The sequence below is a fragment of the Halobaculum litoreum genome (assembly GCF_030127125.1).
GTDB lineage: Archaea > Halobacteriota > Halobacteria > Halobacteriales > Haloferacaceae > Halobaculum > Halobaculum litoreum.
The window spans coordinates 2546584-2565377 of record NZ_CP126156.1 but is presented as its reverse complement, the minus strand read 5'-3'; the positions used below and the strand labels follow the sequence as shown (position 1 = coordinate 2565377).

14 protein-coding genes and 4 pseudogenes are annotated in these 18794 nt (G+C 73.0%); 6 read left to right on the top strand and 12 right to left on the bottom strand.

All coding sequences use genetic code 11. The features are described 5' to 3' along the window. The first annotated feature begins 155 nt into the window (after nucleotides 1-155). The gene (locus P0R35_RS13965; RefSeq protein WP_284013029.1) at nucleotides 156-1484 is read left to right on the top strand and encodes a M28 family peptidase; all 1329 of its coding nucleotides are present in this window, start codon (nucleotides 156-158) and stop codon (nucleotides 1482-1484) included. Here P0R35_RS13965 and truA read toward each other — a convergent pair. The 7 genes and pseudogenes from truA to P0R35_RS13930 all read right to left on the bottom strand — a co-directional run bounded on the left by truA (nucleotide 1485) and on the right by P0R35_RS13930 (nucleotide 7511). Continuing rightward, nucleotides 1485-2356: pseudogene (gene truA, locus P0R35_RS13960) on the bottom strand (tRNA pseudouridine(38-40) synthase TruA). 5 nt (nucleotides 2357-2361) lie between these two features. Next, complete coding sequence (hisS, locus tag P0R35_RS13955; protein WP_284013028.1) at nucleotides 2362-3678, bottom strand: histidine--tRNA ligase; 1317 nt, start codon at nucleotides 3676-3678, stop codon at nucleotides 2362-2364. Nucleotides 3679-3766: 88 nt separating this feature from the next. After that, nucleotides 3767-4707: pseudogene (locus P0R35_RS13950) on the bottom strand (EamA family transporter). A gap of 91 nt (nucleotides 4708-4798) precedes the next feature. Continuing rightward, a pseudogene (locus P0R35_RS13945) lies at nucleotides 4799-5388 on the bottom strand (DUF7411 family protein). 7 nt (nucleotides 5389-5395) lie between these two features. Beyond that, nucleotides 5396-5749 carry a DNA-binding protein gene (locus P0R35_RS13940; RefSeq protein WP_284013027.1) on the bottom strand — a complete coding sequence of 118 codons (354 nt, stop codon included), beginning with the start codon at nucleotides 5747-5749 and terminating at the stop codon, nucleotides 5396-5398. A 156-nt stretch (nucleotides 5750-5905) separates the two neighbouring features. After that, on the bottom strand, nucleotides 5906-6361 hold the full coding sequence (locus P0R35_RS13935) for a 30S ribosomal protein S19e (protein ID WP_284013026.1): 456 nt from the start codon (nucleotides 6359-6361) through the stop codon (nucleotides 5906-5908). 118 nt (nucleotides 6362-6479) lie between these two features. After that, on the bottom strand, nucleotides 6480-7511 hold the full coding sequence (locus tag P0R35_RS13930; protein ID WP_284013025.1) for a lysylphosphatidylglycerol synthase transmembrane domain-containing protein: 1032 nt from the start codon (nucleotides 7509-7511) through the stop codon (nucleotides 6480-6482). A 151-nt stretch (nucleotides 7512-7662) separates the two neighbouring features. Here P0R35_RS13930 and thiL point away from each other — a divergent pair. Continuing rightward, nucleotides 7663-8564 (top strand): annotated as a pseudogene (gene thiL / locus P0R35_RS13925) (thiamine-phosphate kinase). A 13-nt stretch (nucleotides 8565-8577) separates the two neighbouring features. Here the strand turns inward: thiL and P0R35_RS13920 are convergent. From P0R35_RS13920 to P0R35_RS13910, 3 genes are all read right to left on the bottom strand, one after another. Continuing rightward, nucleotides 8578-9714, bottom strand: coding sequence for a site-2 protease family protein (locus P0R35_RS13920; RefSeq protein WP_284013024.1), 1137 nt, complete (start codon nucleotides 9712-9714; stop codon nucleotides 8578-8580). Between the two features lie 166 nt (nucleotides 9715-9880). Next, on the bottom strand, nucleotides 9881-10147 hold the full coding sequence (locus P0R35_RS13915; RefSeq protein ID WP_284013023.1) for a DUF7123 family protein: 267 nt from the start codon (nucleotides 10145-10147) through the stop codon (nucleotides 9881-9883). A 288-nt stretch (nucleotides 10148-10435) separates the two neighbouring features. After that, nucleotides 10436-11224 (bottom strand): molybdopterin synthase, encoded by a 789-nt coding sequence (locus P0R35_RS13910; protein WP_284013022.1) that lies wholly within the window; start codon nucleotides 11222-11224, stop codon nucleotides 10436-10438. A gap of 178 nt (nucleotides 11225-11402) precedes the next feature. Here P0R35_RS13910 and pyrH point away from each other — a divergent pair, with 178 nt between their 5' ends. From pyrH to P0R35_RS13895, 3 genes are all read left to right on the top strand, one after another. Continuing rightward, nucleotides 11403-12119 (top strand): UMP kinase, encoded by a 717-nt coding sequence (gene pyrH, locus P0R35_RS13905; protein WP_284013021.1) that lies wholly within the window; start codon nucleotides 11403-11405, stop codon nucleotides 12117-12119. After that, entirely contained in the window at nucleotides 12116-13801 is a 1686-nt protein-coding gene (gene lysS, locus P0R35_RS13900; RefSeq protein ID WP_284013020.1) for a lysine--tRNA ligase, read from the top strand. Before pyrH ends, lysS begins: the two co-directional genes overlap by 4 nt. Before the next feature lie 143 nt (nucleotides 13802-13944). Beyond that, on the top strand, nucleotides 13945-14562 hold the full coding sequence (locus P0R35_RS13895) for a PadR family transcriptional regulator (protein ID WP_284013019.1): 618 nt from the start codon (nucleotides 13945-13947) through the stop codon (nucleotides 14560-14562). A 57-nt stretch (nucleotides 14563-14619) separates the two neighbouring features. Here the strand turns inward: P0R35_RS13895 and P0R35_RS13890 are convergent, their stop codons facing one another. Then, complete coding sequence (locus P0R35_RS13890) at nucleotides 14620-16434, bottom strand: site-2 protease family protein (protein ID WP_284013018.1); 1815 nt, start codon at nucleotides 16432-16434, stop codon at nucleotides 14620-14622. Between the two features lie 84 nt (nucleotides 16435-16518). Further along, complete coding sequence (locus P0R35_RS13885) at nucleotides 16519-17007, bottom strand: GNAT family N-acetyltransferase (RefSeq protein ID WP_284013017.1); 489 nt, start codon at nucleotides 17005-17007, stop codon at nucleotides 16519-16521. A 166-nt stretch (nucleotides 17008-17173) separates the two neighbouring features. Between P0R35_RS13885 and P0R35_RS13880 the strand changes: the two genes are divergently transcribed. Continuing rightward, nucleotides 17174-18706 carry a heme-binding protein gene (locus tag P0R35_RS13880; RefSeq protein ID WP_284013016.1) on the top strand — a complete coding sequence of 511 codons (1533 nt, stop codon included), beginning with the start codon at nucleotides 17174-17176 and terminating at the stop codon, nucleotides 18704-18706. Nucleotides 18707-18794 lie beyond the last annotated feature (88 nt).

The window sequence follows — 18794 nt, the reverse complement described above, 5'->3', positions numbered from 1 at the left end:
CTCCGGGGGAGGTCATACGCCCGCTACGTCGCGACCCGTCAAAACGGACGCGGGGGATCGATAAATCGAATACCGCGATATCAAATCGGTGGCTCTGGACACGGAGCCGGCCGCCACCCGCGGACTTTTGCCGCCGGTCGGCGTCGCTTCCGGGCATGCACCTCGACGACGACCTCGCCGCGGCGGTGGGTCGGGCGTGGACCGACACCGAACCGTGGGCGTTCGTCACCGACCTCACCGCGCTGGGGAGCCGGATGGCCGCCGGCGAGGGGGAGGCGCGCGCGGCCGACCTCGTGGCCGACGCCTTCCGGGAGGCCGGCCTCGACCGCGTCAGGCAGGAGCCGTTCGACGCCCCCGAGTGGCGCCGCGGGGAGACGACGCTCCGGCTGACCGCGCCCGGCGACCGGGAGTTCGAGGCGATCGCGCTCCCGTACTGTCCGAGCGGCGAGGTCTCGGGCGAGTTGGTCGACGTGGGGTACGGCACGCCCGCGGAGATCGACGATGTCGACGTCGACGGGAAGGTCGCCGTCGCGTCGACGACGACGCCCGGGGACTCGCGGTTCGTCCACCGCATGGAGAAGTTCGGCGCCGCGGCGGAGGCGGGCGCGGAGGCGTTCGTGTTCGTCAACCACGTCCCCGGCCAACTGCCGCCGACCGGGTCGCTCACGTTCGGCGAGGAGGCCGTCGTCCCCGCTGTCGGCGTGAGCAGCGAGACGGGCGCGTGGCTCACGGAGTACGCGGGCGAGGGCGGCGCGGTCGAGCTGTCGGTCGACGCCGAGACGGTCCCCGGCGAGTCGCGGAACGTGCTCGCGCACGTCGGGCCGCGGACCGACGAGTACGTGCTCGCGGTGGCCCACTACGACGCCCACGACATCGCCGAGGGCGCCCTCGACAACGGCTGCGGGGTCGCGACCCTGCTCGTGGCGGCACGGGTGCTCGCGGCCGCGGACCTCGACATCGGCGTCCGGGTCGCCGCGGTCGGCTGCGAGGAGACCGGCCTCCTCGGCTCGGAACACCTCGCGGAGACGACCGACCTCGACATGGTGAAGGCGGTCGTCAACGTCGACGGCGCCGGCCGCTTCCGCGACCTCGTCGCCATGACGCACACCTCCGACGCGACCGCCGCCGTCGCCGAGCGCGTCGGCGCCGAGACGCGCCAGCCCGTCCGCGTCCGGGAGGAGCCGCACCCGTTCTCCGACCAGTGGCCGTTCGTCCGGCGGGGGACGGCGGCGCTCCAACTCCACTCCGACAGCGGCGAGCGCGGCCGCGGCTGGGGCCACACCCACGCCGACACGCGCGACAAAGTCGACGACCGCTGCATCCGCGAGCACGGCGTGCTCGCCGCACTCATGGTCCGCGAGTTGGCCGACGACGGCACCGAGGTGCCGGTGCTCGACCCGTACGAGTTGGAGGAGGCGTTCCGCGACGCCGACTTCGAGCCGGGGATGAGGGCGGCCGGGCTGTGGCCGGCCGACTGGGAGTAGTCAGTCCGTCCCCGCGCCGTCGACCACGTCGCCGAGCACCCGCGCCCGGCCGGCCGCGGCGACCCGCCGGCCGTCGAACACCTCGCGGAGCGTGGCGGCGGCCTCGGGATCCGGTTCGAACGCGAGGTCGGGGTACGTCACGTCCGCCAACACGAGCGGGCCGGGCGGCGCGGGGGCGACCCCCGCGGGCCGGCCAGCGCCTCGTCGCCGAGCACCTCGTCGACACGGTCGAGGCCGGTGTCGCCGACCGCGACGCCGCGGACCACCGTCGCCAGCCGCCGGACGAACTCCCGGGGGAACCCGCCGGCGGCGACGGTGAGCACGAGGAACTCGTCGCCCGCGGCCGTGGAGCCGGCACCGGTGTCGACCGTCACCGACAGGTCGCGGCGGGTGCGCGGCCCGCGCGGGTCGCTGGTGAGGTTGTGGACATCGTGTGTGCCCGAGAGCCGGGCGGCCGCCTCGCGGGCGCGCGCCGGGTCCGCGCCGGGGGCGTGGAGGTGGTAGCGGTACGTCCGCCGGGCGGCGTCGTGGGTCGCGTGGAAGCCGGCGGGCGCGTCGGCGGCGGCCCACACGCGGACGCTCCCGGGCAACTCGCTGGAGAACGCCCGCGGGGTGAGCCAGTCGGGCGCGTCGAACGCGACCGTCTGGGCGAGCGCGGAGACGCCGCGGTCGGTGCGCCCGGCGGCGGCGTAGCCGGGCGGGGTGTCCGGGGCCTCGTCGTCGGGGCCGCCGCGGTCGAGGACGCCGAGCGCGCGCAGCGCCTCCAGCAGCGTCCCCTCGACGGTCGGCACGTCCGGCTGGCGCTGGAAGCCGTAGAACGGGCGGCCGTCGTAGGCGACGCGGAAGGCGCGGCGGGCGCGCGGGGCGGTCATCCCGGCTACGCGACGTCGTCGTACGTCGGGCGGTCGCGGTCGCCGGGGAACCCCTCGACCGGCGTCGTCGTCTCGTCGCCGGTGGCCATGTCCTTCACCGTCACCTCGTCGTTCGCGAGGTCCTGCTCGCCGACGATGACGACCGTCTCGGCGTCGATCGTGTCCGCGTAGCCGAGTTGGGCGCCGAAGCTCCGGCCCGACACGTCCGTCTCGACGACGTTGCCGGCCGCGCGGAGGTCGCGGGCGATGCGGGCGGCGACCGGGCGGGTGTCGCCGACCTGGAGGACGTAGTAGTCGGTCTCGACGGCCGCCTCGGGGGCGACGCCGGCGCGCTCGAGGAGGAGCCCGAGCGTGGCGTGGCCGGGGGCGACGCCGACGGCCGGGGTGGGCTGGCCGCCGAACTGCTCGATGAGGTCGTCGTAGCGCCCGCCGCCGAACACGGACCGGGCGACCTCGCCGGTGGAGTCGAAGCACTCGAACACGGCGCCGGTGTAGTAGTCGAGCCCGCGCGCGGTGCGCAGGGAGAGGTCGCAGTGCTCGCCGACGCCGAAGTCGTCCGCGGCCGCGAGGACGGCGCGGAGGTTGTCGACGGCGGCCGCGAGGTCGTCCGACTCCGGGGCGAAGTCGGTCAGTTCGTCGAGGGCCGCGGGGTCGGCGACGCCGAGCAGGTCGTCGAACTGGCGCGCCTGGTCGAAGCCGAGGCCGGCGTCGTGGAGCAGGTCGAGGTACTCCGCCTCGTCGACCTTCTCGGACTTGTCGACCGCGCGGACGGCGGCGCGCACGTCGACGTCGGCGTCGAACGAGCGCAGCAGCGACCCGAGGATGTCGCGGTGGCTGACGCGGAACTCGAAGTCGGCGGCCGTCAGCCCCAGCTCGGTCATGGCGTCGGCGGCGGTCGCGAGCACCTCGGCGTCGGCGGTCGGCTCCGACGAGCCGAACACGTCGACGTTCGTCTGGTAGAACTCCCGGAAGCGACCCTGTTGGACGGCCTCGTAGCGCCAGAACGGCCGGGTCGAGACCCACTTGACGGGCTTGGAGAGCGCCTGCGCCCTCGCGGCGTACATCCGCGCGACCGTCGGCGTCAGCTCCGGCGTGAGGGTGACGTGGCGGCCGCCGTGGTCCTCGAAGGCGTACAGTTCGTCGACGATGTCGTCGCCGGACTTGTCCGTCCACATCTCCGCCGGCTCCAGCCGGGGGGTGTCGATCTCGCGGAAGCCGTACCGGCGCGCGACCGACTCCAGCGTGTCGGTCACCTCCCGGCGGACGGCCATCTCGGGGGGGTAGAAGTCGCGGAACCCCTTCAGGCGGTCGTAGGTGGGCATTGGCGGGGAGTCGCGCGGCCGGGAGGTTAACCCCCGTGGTTCGCGGGCGGACCGTCGTCGGCGCCGAGGCCGGCCGCCCCGGCCGCGCTCACACCGCCAACAGCCCGACCCCGACGACCGCCAGCGCAGCGGCGACGAGGCGCGCACCCAGCCGGCGCTCCCCGAGGACCACCCCGCCGAGGAGGACCGCGACGATCGCCTGCGTGTTGATCACGGGGGAGGCGATGCTGGCGGGGAGGGCGTCGAACGCGACCGAGGTGAGGTGTTCGGCGCCCGCGACGAGCAGCCCCAGCGCGACGAACGTCGTCGCGGGCGGCAGCGTCCCGGCGCCGTCGCCGTCGCCGGCGGCGCGGAGCGCGCGGAGGTCGCGGACCGCCAGCGGGAGGAGGACGACGAGCACCCCGCCGACCACCACCACCACGAGCGCCTCCGGGGGAGCCCGACGCGGTCGACGACGGCGCGTTTCCCCACGTCGCCGACGGCGTACGCGACCGCCGACAGCAGCGCGAGCTGTGCGGGCCGGGCGGTGACGGCCCGCCGGAGGGGTTCGACCGGGTCGCCGCCGCGGTAGTTCGCGACGTACACCGCGACGGTGACGACCGCGATCCCGGCGACGGCGAGCGGCGGCACGACCGCGTCCAGCACGAGCAGTTCCAGCGGGAGCACGAACACGGGGACGACCTTGTTGATCGGCGTGACGTACGACACCTCGCCGAGCGCCAGCGCCTCCACGACGAGGACGTACCCCGCGGCGACGCCGAGGACGCTCCCGGCGATCGCGAGCACGCCGCCGGCGCCGAGACCCGCGGGGGCGGGGACGTCGGCCGCGGACAGGCGGGTCGCGGCGACCGGCGCGTACCACGCCAGCGCGCAGGCGTTCACCGCGACGGTGAGGACGGTGGCGGGGACGCCCGCGAGGTAGCGCTTGATCGAGAACAGGTACACCCCCCACAGCACCGCCGCCCCGAGGGCGACGGCGATCCCCGGGGAGACGAGTCGGAGGGGGAGGAGGGCGTCGGGCGCGAGCACGCTCGGCGGTGTGCGGTCGCGACGGAAAACCGCGCCGGTGGCGGCGAGAACCGGGCGGCGGGGGAGCCCGCGGGGACGGGCGGGCGCCCGCTCAGCGCCGCCCGCGCACGTACGTCTGCTCGTGTGCGGGGAACACGTCGCGGACGGCGTCGTCGCCGCCCTGCTCGCGTAGGAGCGCCCGGAGCTCCCCCTCGTAGTCGGCCTTCGGCACCTCCTCGGAGGGGCCCGTCTCCACCTCGAGCGTGCGCTCGACGAGGCGGTCGACGGCGCCGCGGCCGAACCCCGAGAGGGGCGAGAGGTAGTCGACGGCGTGGCGGTCCTCCAGCGACTGGGCGAACGCCCGCGAGATCGTCGGGACGCGGTCGTCGCGGCGGGTGCCGTCGGCGACGGCGTCGACGTCGCGCTCGGCGAGCGACTCCAGCGCGTGCTCGTGGACGCGCTGGATGCCGTTGCGGGGAAGCCGTCGGCACGCATCGTGTCGACGGCCTCCTCGGCGACCGCCCGGTCGAGTTCGTGGGTGTCGAACGGGAAGCCGAGCGACTCGGCCGCCCGCCGGGCGTGCTCGTGGTCGTCGGTGAGCCCGAACGTCGCGGTGACGAGCGTCACGTCGTAGAAGCGGTCGAGGACGAGCGCGGCGAGCGAGGAGTCCTTCCCGCCGCTGTAGCAGAGCGCCAGATCCACGGATCGGTCAGCGGCGGCGGATGTCGAAACTCTTCTGGTCCGGCTGCAGCTCCCGCAGCAGTTCCTTCATCTGGTCCTCGTCGATGCGGCCGTTGACCCGGCCGCTGCGGGCCAGCGCCGTGACCTGCTGTTTCACCTTGGCGGCGAACTCGGGCTTGCTCATCTCGACGGCGTTGAGCCGTTGGCGCGCCCCGTCGGTGAGGTACTGCTTGAGCAGCGCCTCCTGCTGGCGCTCGGCCTGCTCTTGGGCGGCCTGTTGGGCCTCCTCGTCGGCCCCCTGCCCCTGGGCTTGCTCCTGTAGCTCGCGCATCTTCTGTTCGCGCAGCTCCTCCAGTCGCTCGTCGTCCGGGGTCTCGCTCATGTCGTTCCGAAGTTGCCGGCGCGCGGTCAAAACGGTTGTGGGTGCGTCAACGCCGCCGACGCGACGCCTCCGCGGCCGGCGCGGGGACGGCGGGGCGCCGGTCGGCGACGACGCCGTCGCTGGCGGGCGGCGGCCGGAGAACGGTCGGTCGAGGGGTTACGCGTAGCGCTCGAGCTCGGGACGGTCGAGCTCGCTCAGCACGTCGCCGGCGGTCTCGTCGAGGAACGAGCGGCCCTCGTCGGTGATGCGGCGGCCCTCGCCCTGCGCGGTCTCGACGAAGCCCTCCTCCTCGAGCTGCTGGAGCGCCACGCGGATGATCTTCCGCGAGCCGCCCTCGTGCTCGGGGGGCTGGACGACGTAGCGGTTCGTGCCGCGCTTGGCGCCGCCGTACTCGGTCGCGAGGCGCTCGACGCCGACCGGGCCGCGGTCGGCGACCTTGCGCAGCAGCGAGGCCGTCCGGCGGAACCAGAAGTCCTCCTGCTCGGGCGGCAGCTCGCGGTCCTGCCCGGACTTGGTGAACTCGACCCAGTCCGGCTGTTCGATGCGGTCCTCCAGTCGCGCGGCGACCTCGTCGATGAGGTCCGCCGCCGGGACGTCGTAGAGGGTAACCATACGGGCGATTTCAGCGTCGTTCCGTTTAAAGCCGTCGTATCGCCGGTTCCGTGTGAGGCGTCCACGCGGTCCGGTTCCGGGGCGACAGGGGGGCGACCGCCGGGCGAGCGGGCGCCCGTCAGCCGACGCTGTCGGCGCCGACGACGCTCACCACGACGCCGCCGATGACGACTGGCACCCAGTACACCGCGGCCCGGTAGATGACGACCGCGCCCAGCGCCGTGGTCGCCGTCACCGACACCGAGGGGAGCGCCGCGAGGACGGCGACCAGCACCGCCTCGATGCCGCCGGCGCCGCCGGGGAGGGGAGGAGTGACGCCCGCGATGGCGCCCATCGGGACGACGAACAGCATCGCGGAGAACGGGACGGGCTGGTCGATGGCGAGGAACGCGAGGTACAGCCCGACCATCTGGAACACCCACCCGAGCGCCGACGCCGACAGCGCCACCGCGATCCCGGTGCGGTCGGTGGCGACGCGTTCGATGGCGCCGAAGAAGTGGCCGATGCGCGACTCGACGCTGTCGGCGCTGGGGGCGGTGAACACCGGAAGCAGGCGGGCGACCCGTTGGATCACGGGGACGAGCGCGCCGACGACGCGGTCCTCCAGCGCGTAGCGGTTGCGCCACCCGAGATACACCGCGCCCGGGACGACCAGCGCGAGCGCGGCGACGACGCCGGTGGCGAAGCGGAGCCGGGTGCCGAACGTCGTCTCGGTCGCGAAGTACGCCGCGCCGACGAGCGCGAGCGACACCGACGGGACGAAGTTCAACGTGTCGACGCTGGCGATGGCCGCGAGGCCGCGCTCGTACTCCGTGTCCGCGACCTTCGCGATGAGGAGGGCCGTCACCGGCTCGCCGCCCGCCTGCCCGAACGGCGTGACGTTGTTGGAGAACATCGCCCCGTTGAGCACGAGGAACGACCGCGGGAACGACAGCGGCACGCCGAGGACGCCGAGCACCGTCCGGAGGCCGAGCGACCACGCCGCCAGCCAGCCGAGCGTGGCGAGGACGACCAGCGCGACCACGTCGAGCGACGCCCGTCCGAGCACCGCGACGAGGTCGTCGACCCCGACGAGGTACAGGAGGACGCCGAGGACCGCGAACGCGCCGAGGAACCCCACGACGGTGGCGCGTAGCTGGTCCGAGTTCATGGCCTGACGGTCGCCCGGCGGCCGCTTCAAGCCTCCGGAACCGGGGGACGGTGTCGCCGCGTGGGAAGCCGGAGGCCGCCGCGACGGGCGCCGGTCGCGACCCCGCGCTCGATGAAAACACCGTTTACGCCCGCCCCGAAACCCTCGCACGATGGACGAACGCGAGGCGCTGGCGCGGCTGGCCGCCGACCTCCCCGGGGCGGGGGACGACTGCGCGGTCGTGGGCGACCGCGTGCTCACGACCGACATGCTCCACGAGACGACGGACTTCCCGACCGGCGTCGACCGCTACACCGCGGGCTGGCGCGCGGTCGGCGCCTCCCTGTCGGACGTGGCCGCGATGGGCGCCGAGGCCGAGGCCGCCGTCGCCGCGTACGGCGCTCCCCGGTTCGACCCCGCCGAGGTCGACGCGTTCCTCGCCGGCGCCCGCGAGGTGTGCGAGGCGGTCGGCGGCGAGTACGTCGGCGGCGACCTCGACGAGCACGACGAGTTCACCGTAGCGACGACGGCGCTCGGACGCACGGACGACCCGGTGTTGCGGAGCGGCGCCGCCCCGGGCGACGCGCTCTGCGTGACGGGGACGGTCGGGCGCAGCGCCGCGGCGCTGCGGGCGTTCGAGGCGGGCGACCCCGACCGCGGCAACGCCCTGTTCCGGTTCACCCCCGCGTCGCCGCCGGCGTCGCGCTCCGGCCGTACGCGACGGCGATGATGGACTCCAGCGACGGCCTCGCCCGCTCGCTCCACCAGATCGCTGCGGCGAGCGACGCCGGCGCGGCGGTCGCGTGGGAGGCGGTCCCCGTCGCCGGCGCGGTGCGCGACCTGTTCGCCGCCGGCGGCGAGCGGCGGGAGGCGGCGCTGTTCTTCGGCGAGGACTTCGAGCTGGTGTTCGCCGTCCCCGAGGACGCCGTCGAGGCGGCCCGGGAGGCGTCGCCGACGCCGATTTCGGTGCTCGGGCACGTCACGGCGGCGGGCGTCACGATGGACGGCGAGGCGCTGCCCGACCGCGGCTACGGCCACGGGACCGGGAGCGACGGGCGGGACGACGACGGGTGAGAGGCGCCGGGCCTCAGACGGTCGTCACCTGGATCGGCACGAGCATGAAACACAGCAGGCCGAGCGCGAACGTGGCGACGCCGACGGCGACGCGGCGGCCGTCGAGCGGCTCGTCGTCGATCGGGTTCGCGGGGCCGCGGTAGGCGATGAACGCCGAGAACAGCCCCCAGAACGCCCACAGCCCGACGGACTCGTTGATCGCGAGGTCGCGGACGAAGTAGAGGTACGCCGCGATCCCGAACAGGGCGGCCGGCACCATCGCCGCGACGGTCTCCTGACGCTCGCCGACCATCGCGCGGACGATGTGGCCGCCGTCGAGTTGGCCGACCGGCAGGAGGTTGAGCACGGTGAAGAACATCCCCACCCACGCGCCCATGATCACCGGGTGGGCGGTCCGCGTCGGGTCACTGTAGCCGGTCGGCTGGTTCAGCGCCGCCGCGATCAGGTCGAGCAACGGGGGGTTGTTGAACACGATCACCTGTCCGCCCCCGCCGAGCACGGACGCCGGGACGGTGAACGGGCCCAGTAGGAGGCCGACGACCGTGACGACGACCGTCGCGGCGAGCCCCGCGAGCGGCCCGGCGACGCCGATGTCGAACAGCGCCTCGCGGTCGGGCATCTGCCCGCGCATCCGGATGATCGCGCCCATCGTCCCGAACGGGAGGATGAACGGGATCACGTACGGGAGCGACACGTCGACCCCGTGGTACCGGCCCATGACGTAGTGGCCGAGTTCGTGGGTCATCAGGACGCCGAGCACCGCCGCGGTGAACGGCCACGCGCGCAGCGCCGTCAGCGGGTTCGCGGCGATCTCGGAGAACGGGATGTAGTACCACGCGGTCGCGCCGACGAGCAGCGTCGACACCACCGTCGCGAGGAACAGCCCGACGTTCACCCACGGGACGCCGTCGACCCCGTCGGCGTGCGGCCGCGCGACGACGACGTCGAGCCCGGTGTCGGTGTTCACCACCTGTACCTCGTAGCCGGCCTCGCGGAACGCGGGCCAGATCCGTCGCACGAGCTCGCGCTCGCCGACGTCGCTGATCCCGTAGTAGAGGACTCTGTCGCCGTCGGTTCGGACCTCCGAACAGTGGAAGACGGCGTCGAGCTCCGGAGGACGGGGATGGTCGTCGGGAACCGCCTCGCTCATCGGTTGCGGTTCGCGGCGAATCGGGATAAGTCCTCGCTGCCGGGTTCCGGGCCGGCGCGAGGACGCCCGGGGTGCCGATACGGGGACGGCGGGGAGCGGGGACCGGGGATCGGATGGTCGCGGGGACCGTCCGTGCGTGTGGGTAGGGACCCGTGTGGTCGGCCGGTCAGTTCGTCGGCTCGATGCGCCAGGTGGTCGCGGACGTGTACGACCACTTCTCGATGGTGAGGCCGCACGCGGAGTCCTTCAGCTTCACCATCAGGGCGCCGATCTCCTTCGGGGAGAGGCCGACCTCGTCGGCGATGAACTTGCTCTTGAAGTAGAGCTCGCCGTCCGCGGCCTTCTCGCGCAGGAACGCCGCGAGGCGCTCCTCCTTGGAGGGGTCGTCGGTCGAGGCGCGGTCGGTGTCGGAGGGTTGCACGGTTGCGCTCATTGTGTCACCTCGATTCTGCCTACGGAGCCACGGGGGCATATAAAGTCCAGTCCGTTGAGGGTGATTCGGCTCCGTTCAGGGGATTTCTACCGTGAAACGCCGCCAATCGGACCGTTCACGAACGTTCGAGAGACAGTTAGACTGTTCACAACCGATCCTCAGCCAGTCTCAGTCGATAGGGATTCGGGGAGGTGATTCGCCGCGTCGGACGTTGTATTCACAAAAACGGATTCGGAACCTATCGGATCGGCCCCGGCGCGACACCGGGTCCGCCCGTGTCGTCCGGGCTCACTGCGACCGCTCGTGGACCCAGAACTCGTCGGCCTCGGTGGTCTCCTTCTTGAAGATCGGGACCTCGTCCTTCAGCCGGTTGATGCCGTCCTCGACGGCGCGGAACGCCTCCGTGCGGTGGCCGGCGAGGACGACGACGAACACGATGTCCTCGCCGTCGGGGACGACGCCGACGCGGTGGTGCATCCGCACGTCGAAGACGCCCTCGCGCTCCTCGAGGTCGCGCTCGATGCGTGCCATCCGGTCGGCGGCGACGCCCTCGTACTTCTCGAACTCCAGCAGTTCGGTGCGGTCGTCGTCCGGGGAGTCCTTCGCGCGCACCCGGCCGGTGAACGTCGCGATGGCCCCCGATCGGTCGGCGCCGTCGGCGGCTTTCGCCGCGGCGACGAGCGACTCCAGCGTCACGTGTGGCTCCCCCTCGTCGATCAGCTCCGCGAGGGCGTCGACCGAGAGCGCCCCGGCGTCGTCGACGCGGGCGACGACGTCGCCCGGGACGGCGGCGTCGCCGACGACGACCGTCGGGAGGCGGAGGCGGGAGAACCCGGCGACGAGCGCGTAGTCGAACTCGGGCGCGAGCCGGTCCAACAGCGCGGGGAACGAGTCGTCGGTCCCCGAGGCCGTCCACGACCCGTCGTCGCCGAGGCGGTAGCTCGCGGCCGCCTCCCCGGCGGCGGCACCCGTCGGCGACGCGTCGCGTCTGACGGTGGCCACACGCCCGTCGAGGCGGGCGGCGAGCGGGTCGAGGAGGTCGGCCACGCCGGGACCGACGAGCGAGAGGGTGTGCATGGTAGACGAACGGCGAGCGTCGGGCTTAGGCCTTCGGCTCCCCCGGGCCGCCGGACGCCGTCGCGCGGCGAGACGTGACGGATCGGTACACACCGCCGTCAGTCGACACGACGCCGCAGCGCGCCGAGACGGTCGCGCTCCGGGACCCTTAAGAACGAAACGCCGGTAAGCCGAGACAATGAGAGTAGTGCTCTCGCTCGGCGGCAGTGTGCTCGCGCCGGAGTTGGACCCCGAGCGGGTCGCGGCGTACGCCGCCGCCATCGAGCGGCTGGTCGGTGAGGGGTGCGAGCTCGGTGTCGTCGTCGGGGGCGGCGGCATCGCGCGCGAGTACATCCGCACGGCGCGCGAGCTGGACGCCAACGAGGTCCAGCTCGACCAGCTCGGCATCGACGTGACGCGGGTGAACGCCCGGCTGCTCATCACGGCGCTGGGCGCGTCCGTCGACCCGTCGCCGGCCCACGACTACGACGAGGCCGCCGCCGCCATCCGCCGCGGCGACGTGTCGGTGATGGGCGGCGTCACGCCCGGCCAGACGACCGACGCCGTCGCGGCGGCGCTGGGCGAGTACGTCGACGCCGACCTGCTCGTGTTCGCGACGGGCGCGGACGGCATCTACGACGTCGACCCCAACGTCGACGACGCCGCCGAGCAGTTCGCCGAGATGACGCCGGAGGAACTGGTCGAGGTCGTCGTCCCGATGAGCCGGGACGCCGGCGCCTCCGCGCCGGTCGACCTGCTGGCGGCGAAGCTCATCCAGCGCGCCGGGATACGGACGGTCGTCCTCGACGGCCACGACCCGACGGCCGTCGAGAACGCGGTGCTGTACGGCGAACACACCGGGACCGACGTGGTCCCGGCCGGCGGCGGGGAGCCGTCGTACTGGGCACAGCGATGAGCAGCGGGGACGGGGCCGCCGACGACGGCGGGGACATCGACCCGCACGCGGTCGGCAGCCGCGGCGGCGACGGCGCCGCCCACCACGCCTTCTGGGCCGACGAGGTCGCCGACGAGGTCGAGGCGCGCGACCCCGACGAGCCGATCGTGATCAAGGGGGGCGTCTCCCCCTCCGGCATCGCCCACATCGGCAACTTCAACGAGATCATCCGCGGCTACTTCGTCGCCGCCGTGCTCCGCGAGCGCGGCCACGAGGTCCGGCAGGTGTTCACCAGCGACGACAAGGACGCCCTCCGGAAGCTCCCGCGCAAGCTCGCGGACACCGAGGGGAACATCGTGGAACTGGGCGACGTGAACGCCGGCGCGCTCGGGCAGAACCTCGGCAAGCCGTACACCGACATCCCCGACCCGTTCGAGGACGGCCACGACTCCTACGCGGCCCACTTCGCCGCCCTGCTGGAGGCCGACGCCGCCGCCCTCGACATCCCCGTCGAGATGGTGTCGAACACGGAGCTGTACGCCGACGGCGCCTTCGACGACGTGGTCGAGCGCGTCCTCCGCGACGCCGACGCCGCCCGCGCGACGCTGAGCGAGTACCAGGACAAGGTCGACGCCGACTACGTCCCGTTCATGCCGCAGTGTGCCGAGTGCGGCATGCTGACGCAGGACGTGACCGAGGTGGACGTCGACGCCCGCGAGGTCGGCTACCGCTGTTCGGGGATCGAGGCGGGCGACCGCTTCATGGAGGGCTGCGGCCACGAGGGCGTCGCCTCCTTCCGCGAGGGGAAGCTCCCGTGGCGCTTCGAGTGGCCCGCCCAGTGGGAGGTGCTCGGCGTCGACTTCGAGCCGTTCGGCAAGGACCACGCCGAGGGGTCGTGGCCCAGCGGCGTCGACATCGCCCGCGAGGTGCTCGGCACCGAACCGCCCGTCCCGATGGTGTACGAGTGGTTCACGCTCAACGGCGAGTCGCTGTCCTCCTCGGAGGGCCACGTCGTCACCGTGCAGGAGGTGCTCGACCTGATCGAACCGGAGGTGCTACGCTACTTCTTCGCGCGGAACCCGAAGAAGGCGAAGGACTTCGACGTCGAACGGCTCGACCAGTTGGTCAACGAGTTCGACCGCTTCGAGCGGGCGTACTTCGGCGACGACGACCCCGACGAGCGGTTCACGGCGTTCGCCGAGCGGGCGTACCCGTTCGTCGTCGACGAGGTGCGGGAGGGCCGCGTGCGCCTCCCGTACACGTTCGCGGCGGTGCTGGGGATGGTCGACGACCGCGAGTTCCGGATCCAGTTGGCCCGCGACGAGGGCCACTTCGACGACGACACGCCGGAGTGGGCCATCGAGGACGCGCTGGAGCGCGTCGAGCGCGCCCGCCGGTGGGCCGAGCGCTGCGACAACGAGTACAACTACCGCCTCCAGTCCGACCTCCCGGACCACGACTTCGACGCGGCCGTCGAGGCGGCGCTGGACGACCTGGCCGACTTCGTCGCGGCCGGCCACGACGGCGAGGCGATCCAGAGCGAGATCTACGAGGCCGCCCGCCGCCACGACGTGGAGGTGGGCGACTTCTTCGCCGCCGGCTACCGCCTGTTCTTCGACGAGACGCAGGGGCCGCGCCTCGGCGAGTTCCTCGGGGAGCTGGAGCGCGACTTCGTCGTCGCGCGCCTGCGTCGGGCGGCCTGAGGCCCGGCGGTCCGACACCCCGTTTCGTTCACCGCGTTCCGGAAGGTCGTAACCCGAGATCGGCCGGTAGACGAACTGGCCAGTCAGTCAGCGGCGTTCTCGGGACCGAAACCCTTAGTGACCGACACCGGAAACGTCGGGTAATGCGGAAGAGCGGCCCGCCGCGTGGGCTCATCTCGTACATCGTGTTGGAGCTTTTAGAGGAGAAGCCGCGATACGGGTACGAGATCCTCAAGGAGATCACCGACATCAGCGGCGGCCACTGGGAGCCCTCCTACGGCTCCGTCTACCCGATCCTCTACAAGTTCGAGGAGGAGGGGTACGCCGAGCGGATCGAACGCGCGGACGAACCCGACCGGAAGTACTTCGCGCTCACCGACGCCGGGCGCGACCACCTCGCGGAGAAGCGCCGCGAGGTCGGCGGGAAGGCCCGCGACTTCGCGGACGTGATCCTCGGCTTCTACCACATGTACGTCGCGTTCGCGACCGACGACCGGTTCGACGTCCACCCCGAGCCCGACGAGTGGCGCTTCGACGCGGAGTACTCCGGGTGGATCGCCGAGCAGGTGATCCGCCACCACGAGCGCGACTTCGGGGAGTTCGAGCGGGTCCCCGACACCCCCGAGGAGTTCCACGCCCGCCAGGGCGACGCTGACGCGCCGGACGAGAGCGACGCCGGGGACGACGAGGAGGAGCCGCGGGCGGACGCCGACGGCGGCCGGCCCGAGGAGGCGGCGGCCGACGGCGGCACCGGCGAGTAGTCGAACGCGGGACGCGACGGGGAAACGAAGGGGCGCGGGCGGTCCGTCGCCCCGTCCTCAGAGGACCGACGGCGCGAACACGACGACGAGCAGCGCCGCCAACATCGTGAGTCCGACGGAGGTGGTGAGCGTCGACACCAGCCGCCCGCGGTCGGAGACGGGCAGCCGGGAGACGAGTCCCTCGGCGCCCATGCGGAGCAGGCGGCCGCCGTCGAGCGGGTAGCCGGGGATGCAGTTGAAGATGCCCAGTTGGATGTTGATCCAGCCGGTCCAGAACAGGACGTTCGCGAGCAGGAACACCGGCCCCTCGCCGAGGAAGCCGAGCGGGCCGGTCACGTCGTAGAAGCCCGCCCACGGCCCGTAGAAGCCGGCGAAGTTGTACGGGAGCGCCGCGGAGACGACGCTCGCGAGCGGGAGCAACAGCGCGGCGTACACGAGCCCCAGCGGGGAGCCGACGATGCCGCCCAGTCCCGGCGGCGCCTGGCCGGAGTCGCTGCCCAGCAGCGCGAGGTACGCCTCGGCCGGGTAGCGCTGGATCCCGAGGTCGTCGACGACGACGCCGGAGACGCCGCGCACGACGGAGACGCCGATCAGCGGATTCGACGCGGTCCCGCCGAGTTCGACCGTCACCTCGCGGGACGCGCCGTCGGCGTACAGCCGGAGGGTCACCGCGTCGCCCGGGGCGTAGGTGTCCCCCGAGAGCGTCGTCGTGAGGTCGTCGTAGTCGACGATCCGCTCGCCGTCGATCCGGGTGATCGTGAACGGCCCGGAGAGGTCCGTCTGGTTGTCGAGCGCGCCGTTCTCGGTGACGGCCGCGACGTACGCGCCCAGCGGCGCCCGGACGGTCCCCTCGCTGGTCGTCACCCGCGCGAACTCGTGCTCGCGGGCGGCCTCGCGGAAGGCGGCCTCGGTGCGCACCTCGGTGCCGTTGACGGCGGTGATCTGCGGCGGTTCACCCTGCGGGTCGACGGACAGGCCGAGCGGGTTCCCCTCGACGGCGCCGACCGCCGTCACCCGGCGCTCGACGGTGACCGTCTCCGCGCCGTCGTTGAGCGTCATCTCGACGGTCGGGTCGTCGGCGGCCGACAGCGCCGACTCGAAGGCGGCGGGGTCGGCGACCGACTGCCCCGCGACGGCGGTGATGCGGTCGCCGCTCTCGATGCCGGCGTCGGCGGCGGGCGCGCCCTGGTACGCGCCGCCGACGGCGAGACCGGCGGCGGGAGCGATGGACGCGACGACCGGGCCGAACAGCAACGCGAACACGACGGCCGTGACGGCGAAGTTGTTCGTGACGCCGGCGGCGAACATCCGCGAGCGGGCGCCGCGGTCGGCCCTCGCCTGACTCTCCTCGTCGGGTTCGACGAACGCGCCGACGGGGATGATCGCCAGCAGGACGACGCCCAGCGAGTCGATGTCGATGTCCTCGACGCGGCACAGCAGGCCGTGGCCCCCCTCGTGGACGACCAGCGCGACGAGCAGGCCGAACACGATCTCGGGGGCGACCGCCAGCGGCAGGAAGTCGTTGACGCCGGGGATGATGAGGAAGTTCGACGGCTGGTTCGCCTGCGTCTGGGTGGGGCTCTCCAGCGTCGCCAGCGCGGAGAACACGAGGAACCCGAACATCGCGACCATGACGACGACCGCGATGCCGACGCCGACGTTGCTCCACGCCCGCCAGAGGCGTCGCGGGGCGGACAGCCAGTTCAGGAACGCGCGGCCCCGGGTCGTGTGGATCGTCGTCAGCGGCCCCTGCACGCGGACGGCGTCCGGGAGGTACCCCCGGGAGTAGAGCCCCGCCATCACGAGCGAGTACGCGAGGATCCCCGCGAGCACCCACAGCAGGGTGTTCGAGAGGAGGGAGGACGTAGCCATTACCCACCGAAAGTCGGGGAGCGGTGAAAGGGGTTCGGGTCCGCACACCCCGCGCGGAACCGCCGGACGGGGGCGGCGAGCGCCTCACAGGCGCCGCTCGAGGATCGGGACGTCGAACGGCCGCGAGTCGAGCCGCTGGAGGCCGACCCGCTCGTAGCCGCGGGCGGCGTACCAGTCGAGCAGGAACGGGTGGTCGGTGAACGAGCGGAGGCGGACGCGGTCGTGACCCCGCTCGGCGACGACGGCCTCCGCGTGGTCGAGCAGCGCCGCCCCGAGCCCCTCGCGCCGGCGTTCGGGGGCGACCGCGAGGCGACACACCTCCGGACAGGGCCAGTCCTCGCGCCCCCGGAGTTGGATCGCCGCGGCGACGCGGGGTGCGTCGTCGTGCCCCGCCGGGTCGTCGACGACCCAGCAGTCCCGCTCGGCGAGCCACTCGCGGACCTCGGCGGCGTCGGTCTCGGCGGCGCTCGACGGGAAGCCGGCGTCCGCGAGGCGGCCGTAGGCGTCCCGGTAGAGCGCGGCGAGGGCGGGGGCGTCCGCGTCGGCCGCCGGACGGATCGGTGGCTCGGACACGGACGGGTGTCCGGCGAAGGCGGCCAAGAGCGGATCGGTCGCGGCGGCGGTCGCCGGTGTGGGGGTCGCGGGCCCCGGTGCGAGCGGGCCCGGACCGCGCCCGGGCCGCACGCGTCCGTCGGGCGGTGACGCAAGCCACAAGCCCCCCGCGTCCGAGGATCCGGCCATGGCGAAACCCCCGCAAACGGAGGAGGGTTGGTACGTGCTCCACGACTTCCGGACGGTGGACTGGGACGCGTGGCGCGAGGCGCCCGAGCGCGACCGCGAACTGGCGGTCGAGGAGGGTGTCGCGTACCTCGAGGAACACGAGCGCGTCGCCGACGCCGAGGCGGGCGCCTCGGCGGTGTTCTCGGTGCTCGGCCACAAGGCCGACCTCATGGTCGTGCACTTCCGGCCGACGCTGGACGCGCTTTCGGCGGCCGAGCGCCGCTTCGAGTCGACCGCGCTGGCGGAGTTCACCGACCAGCCGACCTCGTACGTCTCCGTCACCGAGGTGTCCGACTACGTCTCCGACTCCTACTTCGACGGGGACGAGGAGGAGGTCGAAGAGGGGATCCGCCGGTACATCGAGGGGAAGCTGAAGCCGGAGATCCCGGACGGCGAGTACGTCTCCTTCTACCCGATGAACCGCAAGCGCGAGGCCGGGCAAAACTGGTACTCGTTGTCGTACGAGGAGCGCTCGGACCTCCTCTCGGGCCACGGCGAGATCGGTCGCGAGTACGCGGGCAAGATCAAGCAGGTGATCGCCTCGTCGGTCGGCTTCGACGACTACGAGTGGGGCGTCACGCTGTTCGGCGGCGACCCGGCCGACATCAAGGACATCGTGTACGAGATGCGCTTCGACGAGGCGTCCGCCGAGTACGGCGAGTTCGGGCCGTTCTACGTCGGGCGGCGCTTCCCGCCGACGGATCTGGGCGCGTACCTCGACGGCGAGCGGGTGCCCACGAGCGAGCACGGCGGCGAGTCCGCCCACGGCGGCGGCCACCCGCACGGCGAGTCCGGCGGCCACCACGGCGGCGACGACGGCGGGCACCACCACGGCGAGGGCGGGCACGGCGGCGACGACGGCGGCGGCCACCACGGGAGCGCCGACGAGGACACGGGCGCCGACGAGGAGGCGAGCATCCGGCACGAACTGGAGGATCTGGACATCTACGCGGGCAAGCCCCACGGCGAGGACGTGTACGCGACCGTCCTCTACTCGGAGGCGGACGCCGACGACCTGTTCGACGAGGTCGACGGCCTGCGCAAGAACTTCGACCACTACGGCACCCACGTCAAGACCGCCGTGTACGAGGGCTCGGAGACCGACCGCGCGGCGGTCGTGAGCATCTGGGACACCGCCAGCGCCGCCGAGACGGCCGCGGGCTTCCTCTCGGAGCTCCCGGGGATCGTCGAACGCGCCGGCGAGGAGTCCGGCTTCGGGACGATGGGGATGTTCTACACCGTCAAGCCCGAGCACCGCGAGGACTTCGTCGACAAGTTCGGCGTCGTCGGCGACCTGCTCGACGACATGGACGGCCACTTCGAGACGGACCTGATGGTGAACCGCGAGGACGAGAACGACATGTTCATCGCGAGCCAGTGGGCCTCGAAGGACGACGCGATGGGCTTCTTCCGCTCGGACGCCTTCCGCGACACCGTCTCGTGGGGGCGCGACGTCCTCGCGGACCGGCCGCGGCACGTGTTCCTGGCGTAGGCGAGCGCGACCGAGGGCTCGGACGGACGGACGGCGGCGCGGCGGTTCCTCCCGGCCGGATCCGTCCGACGTTGCTTCCGGGGGGCCG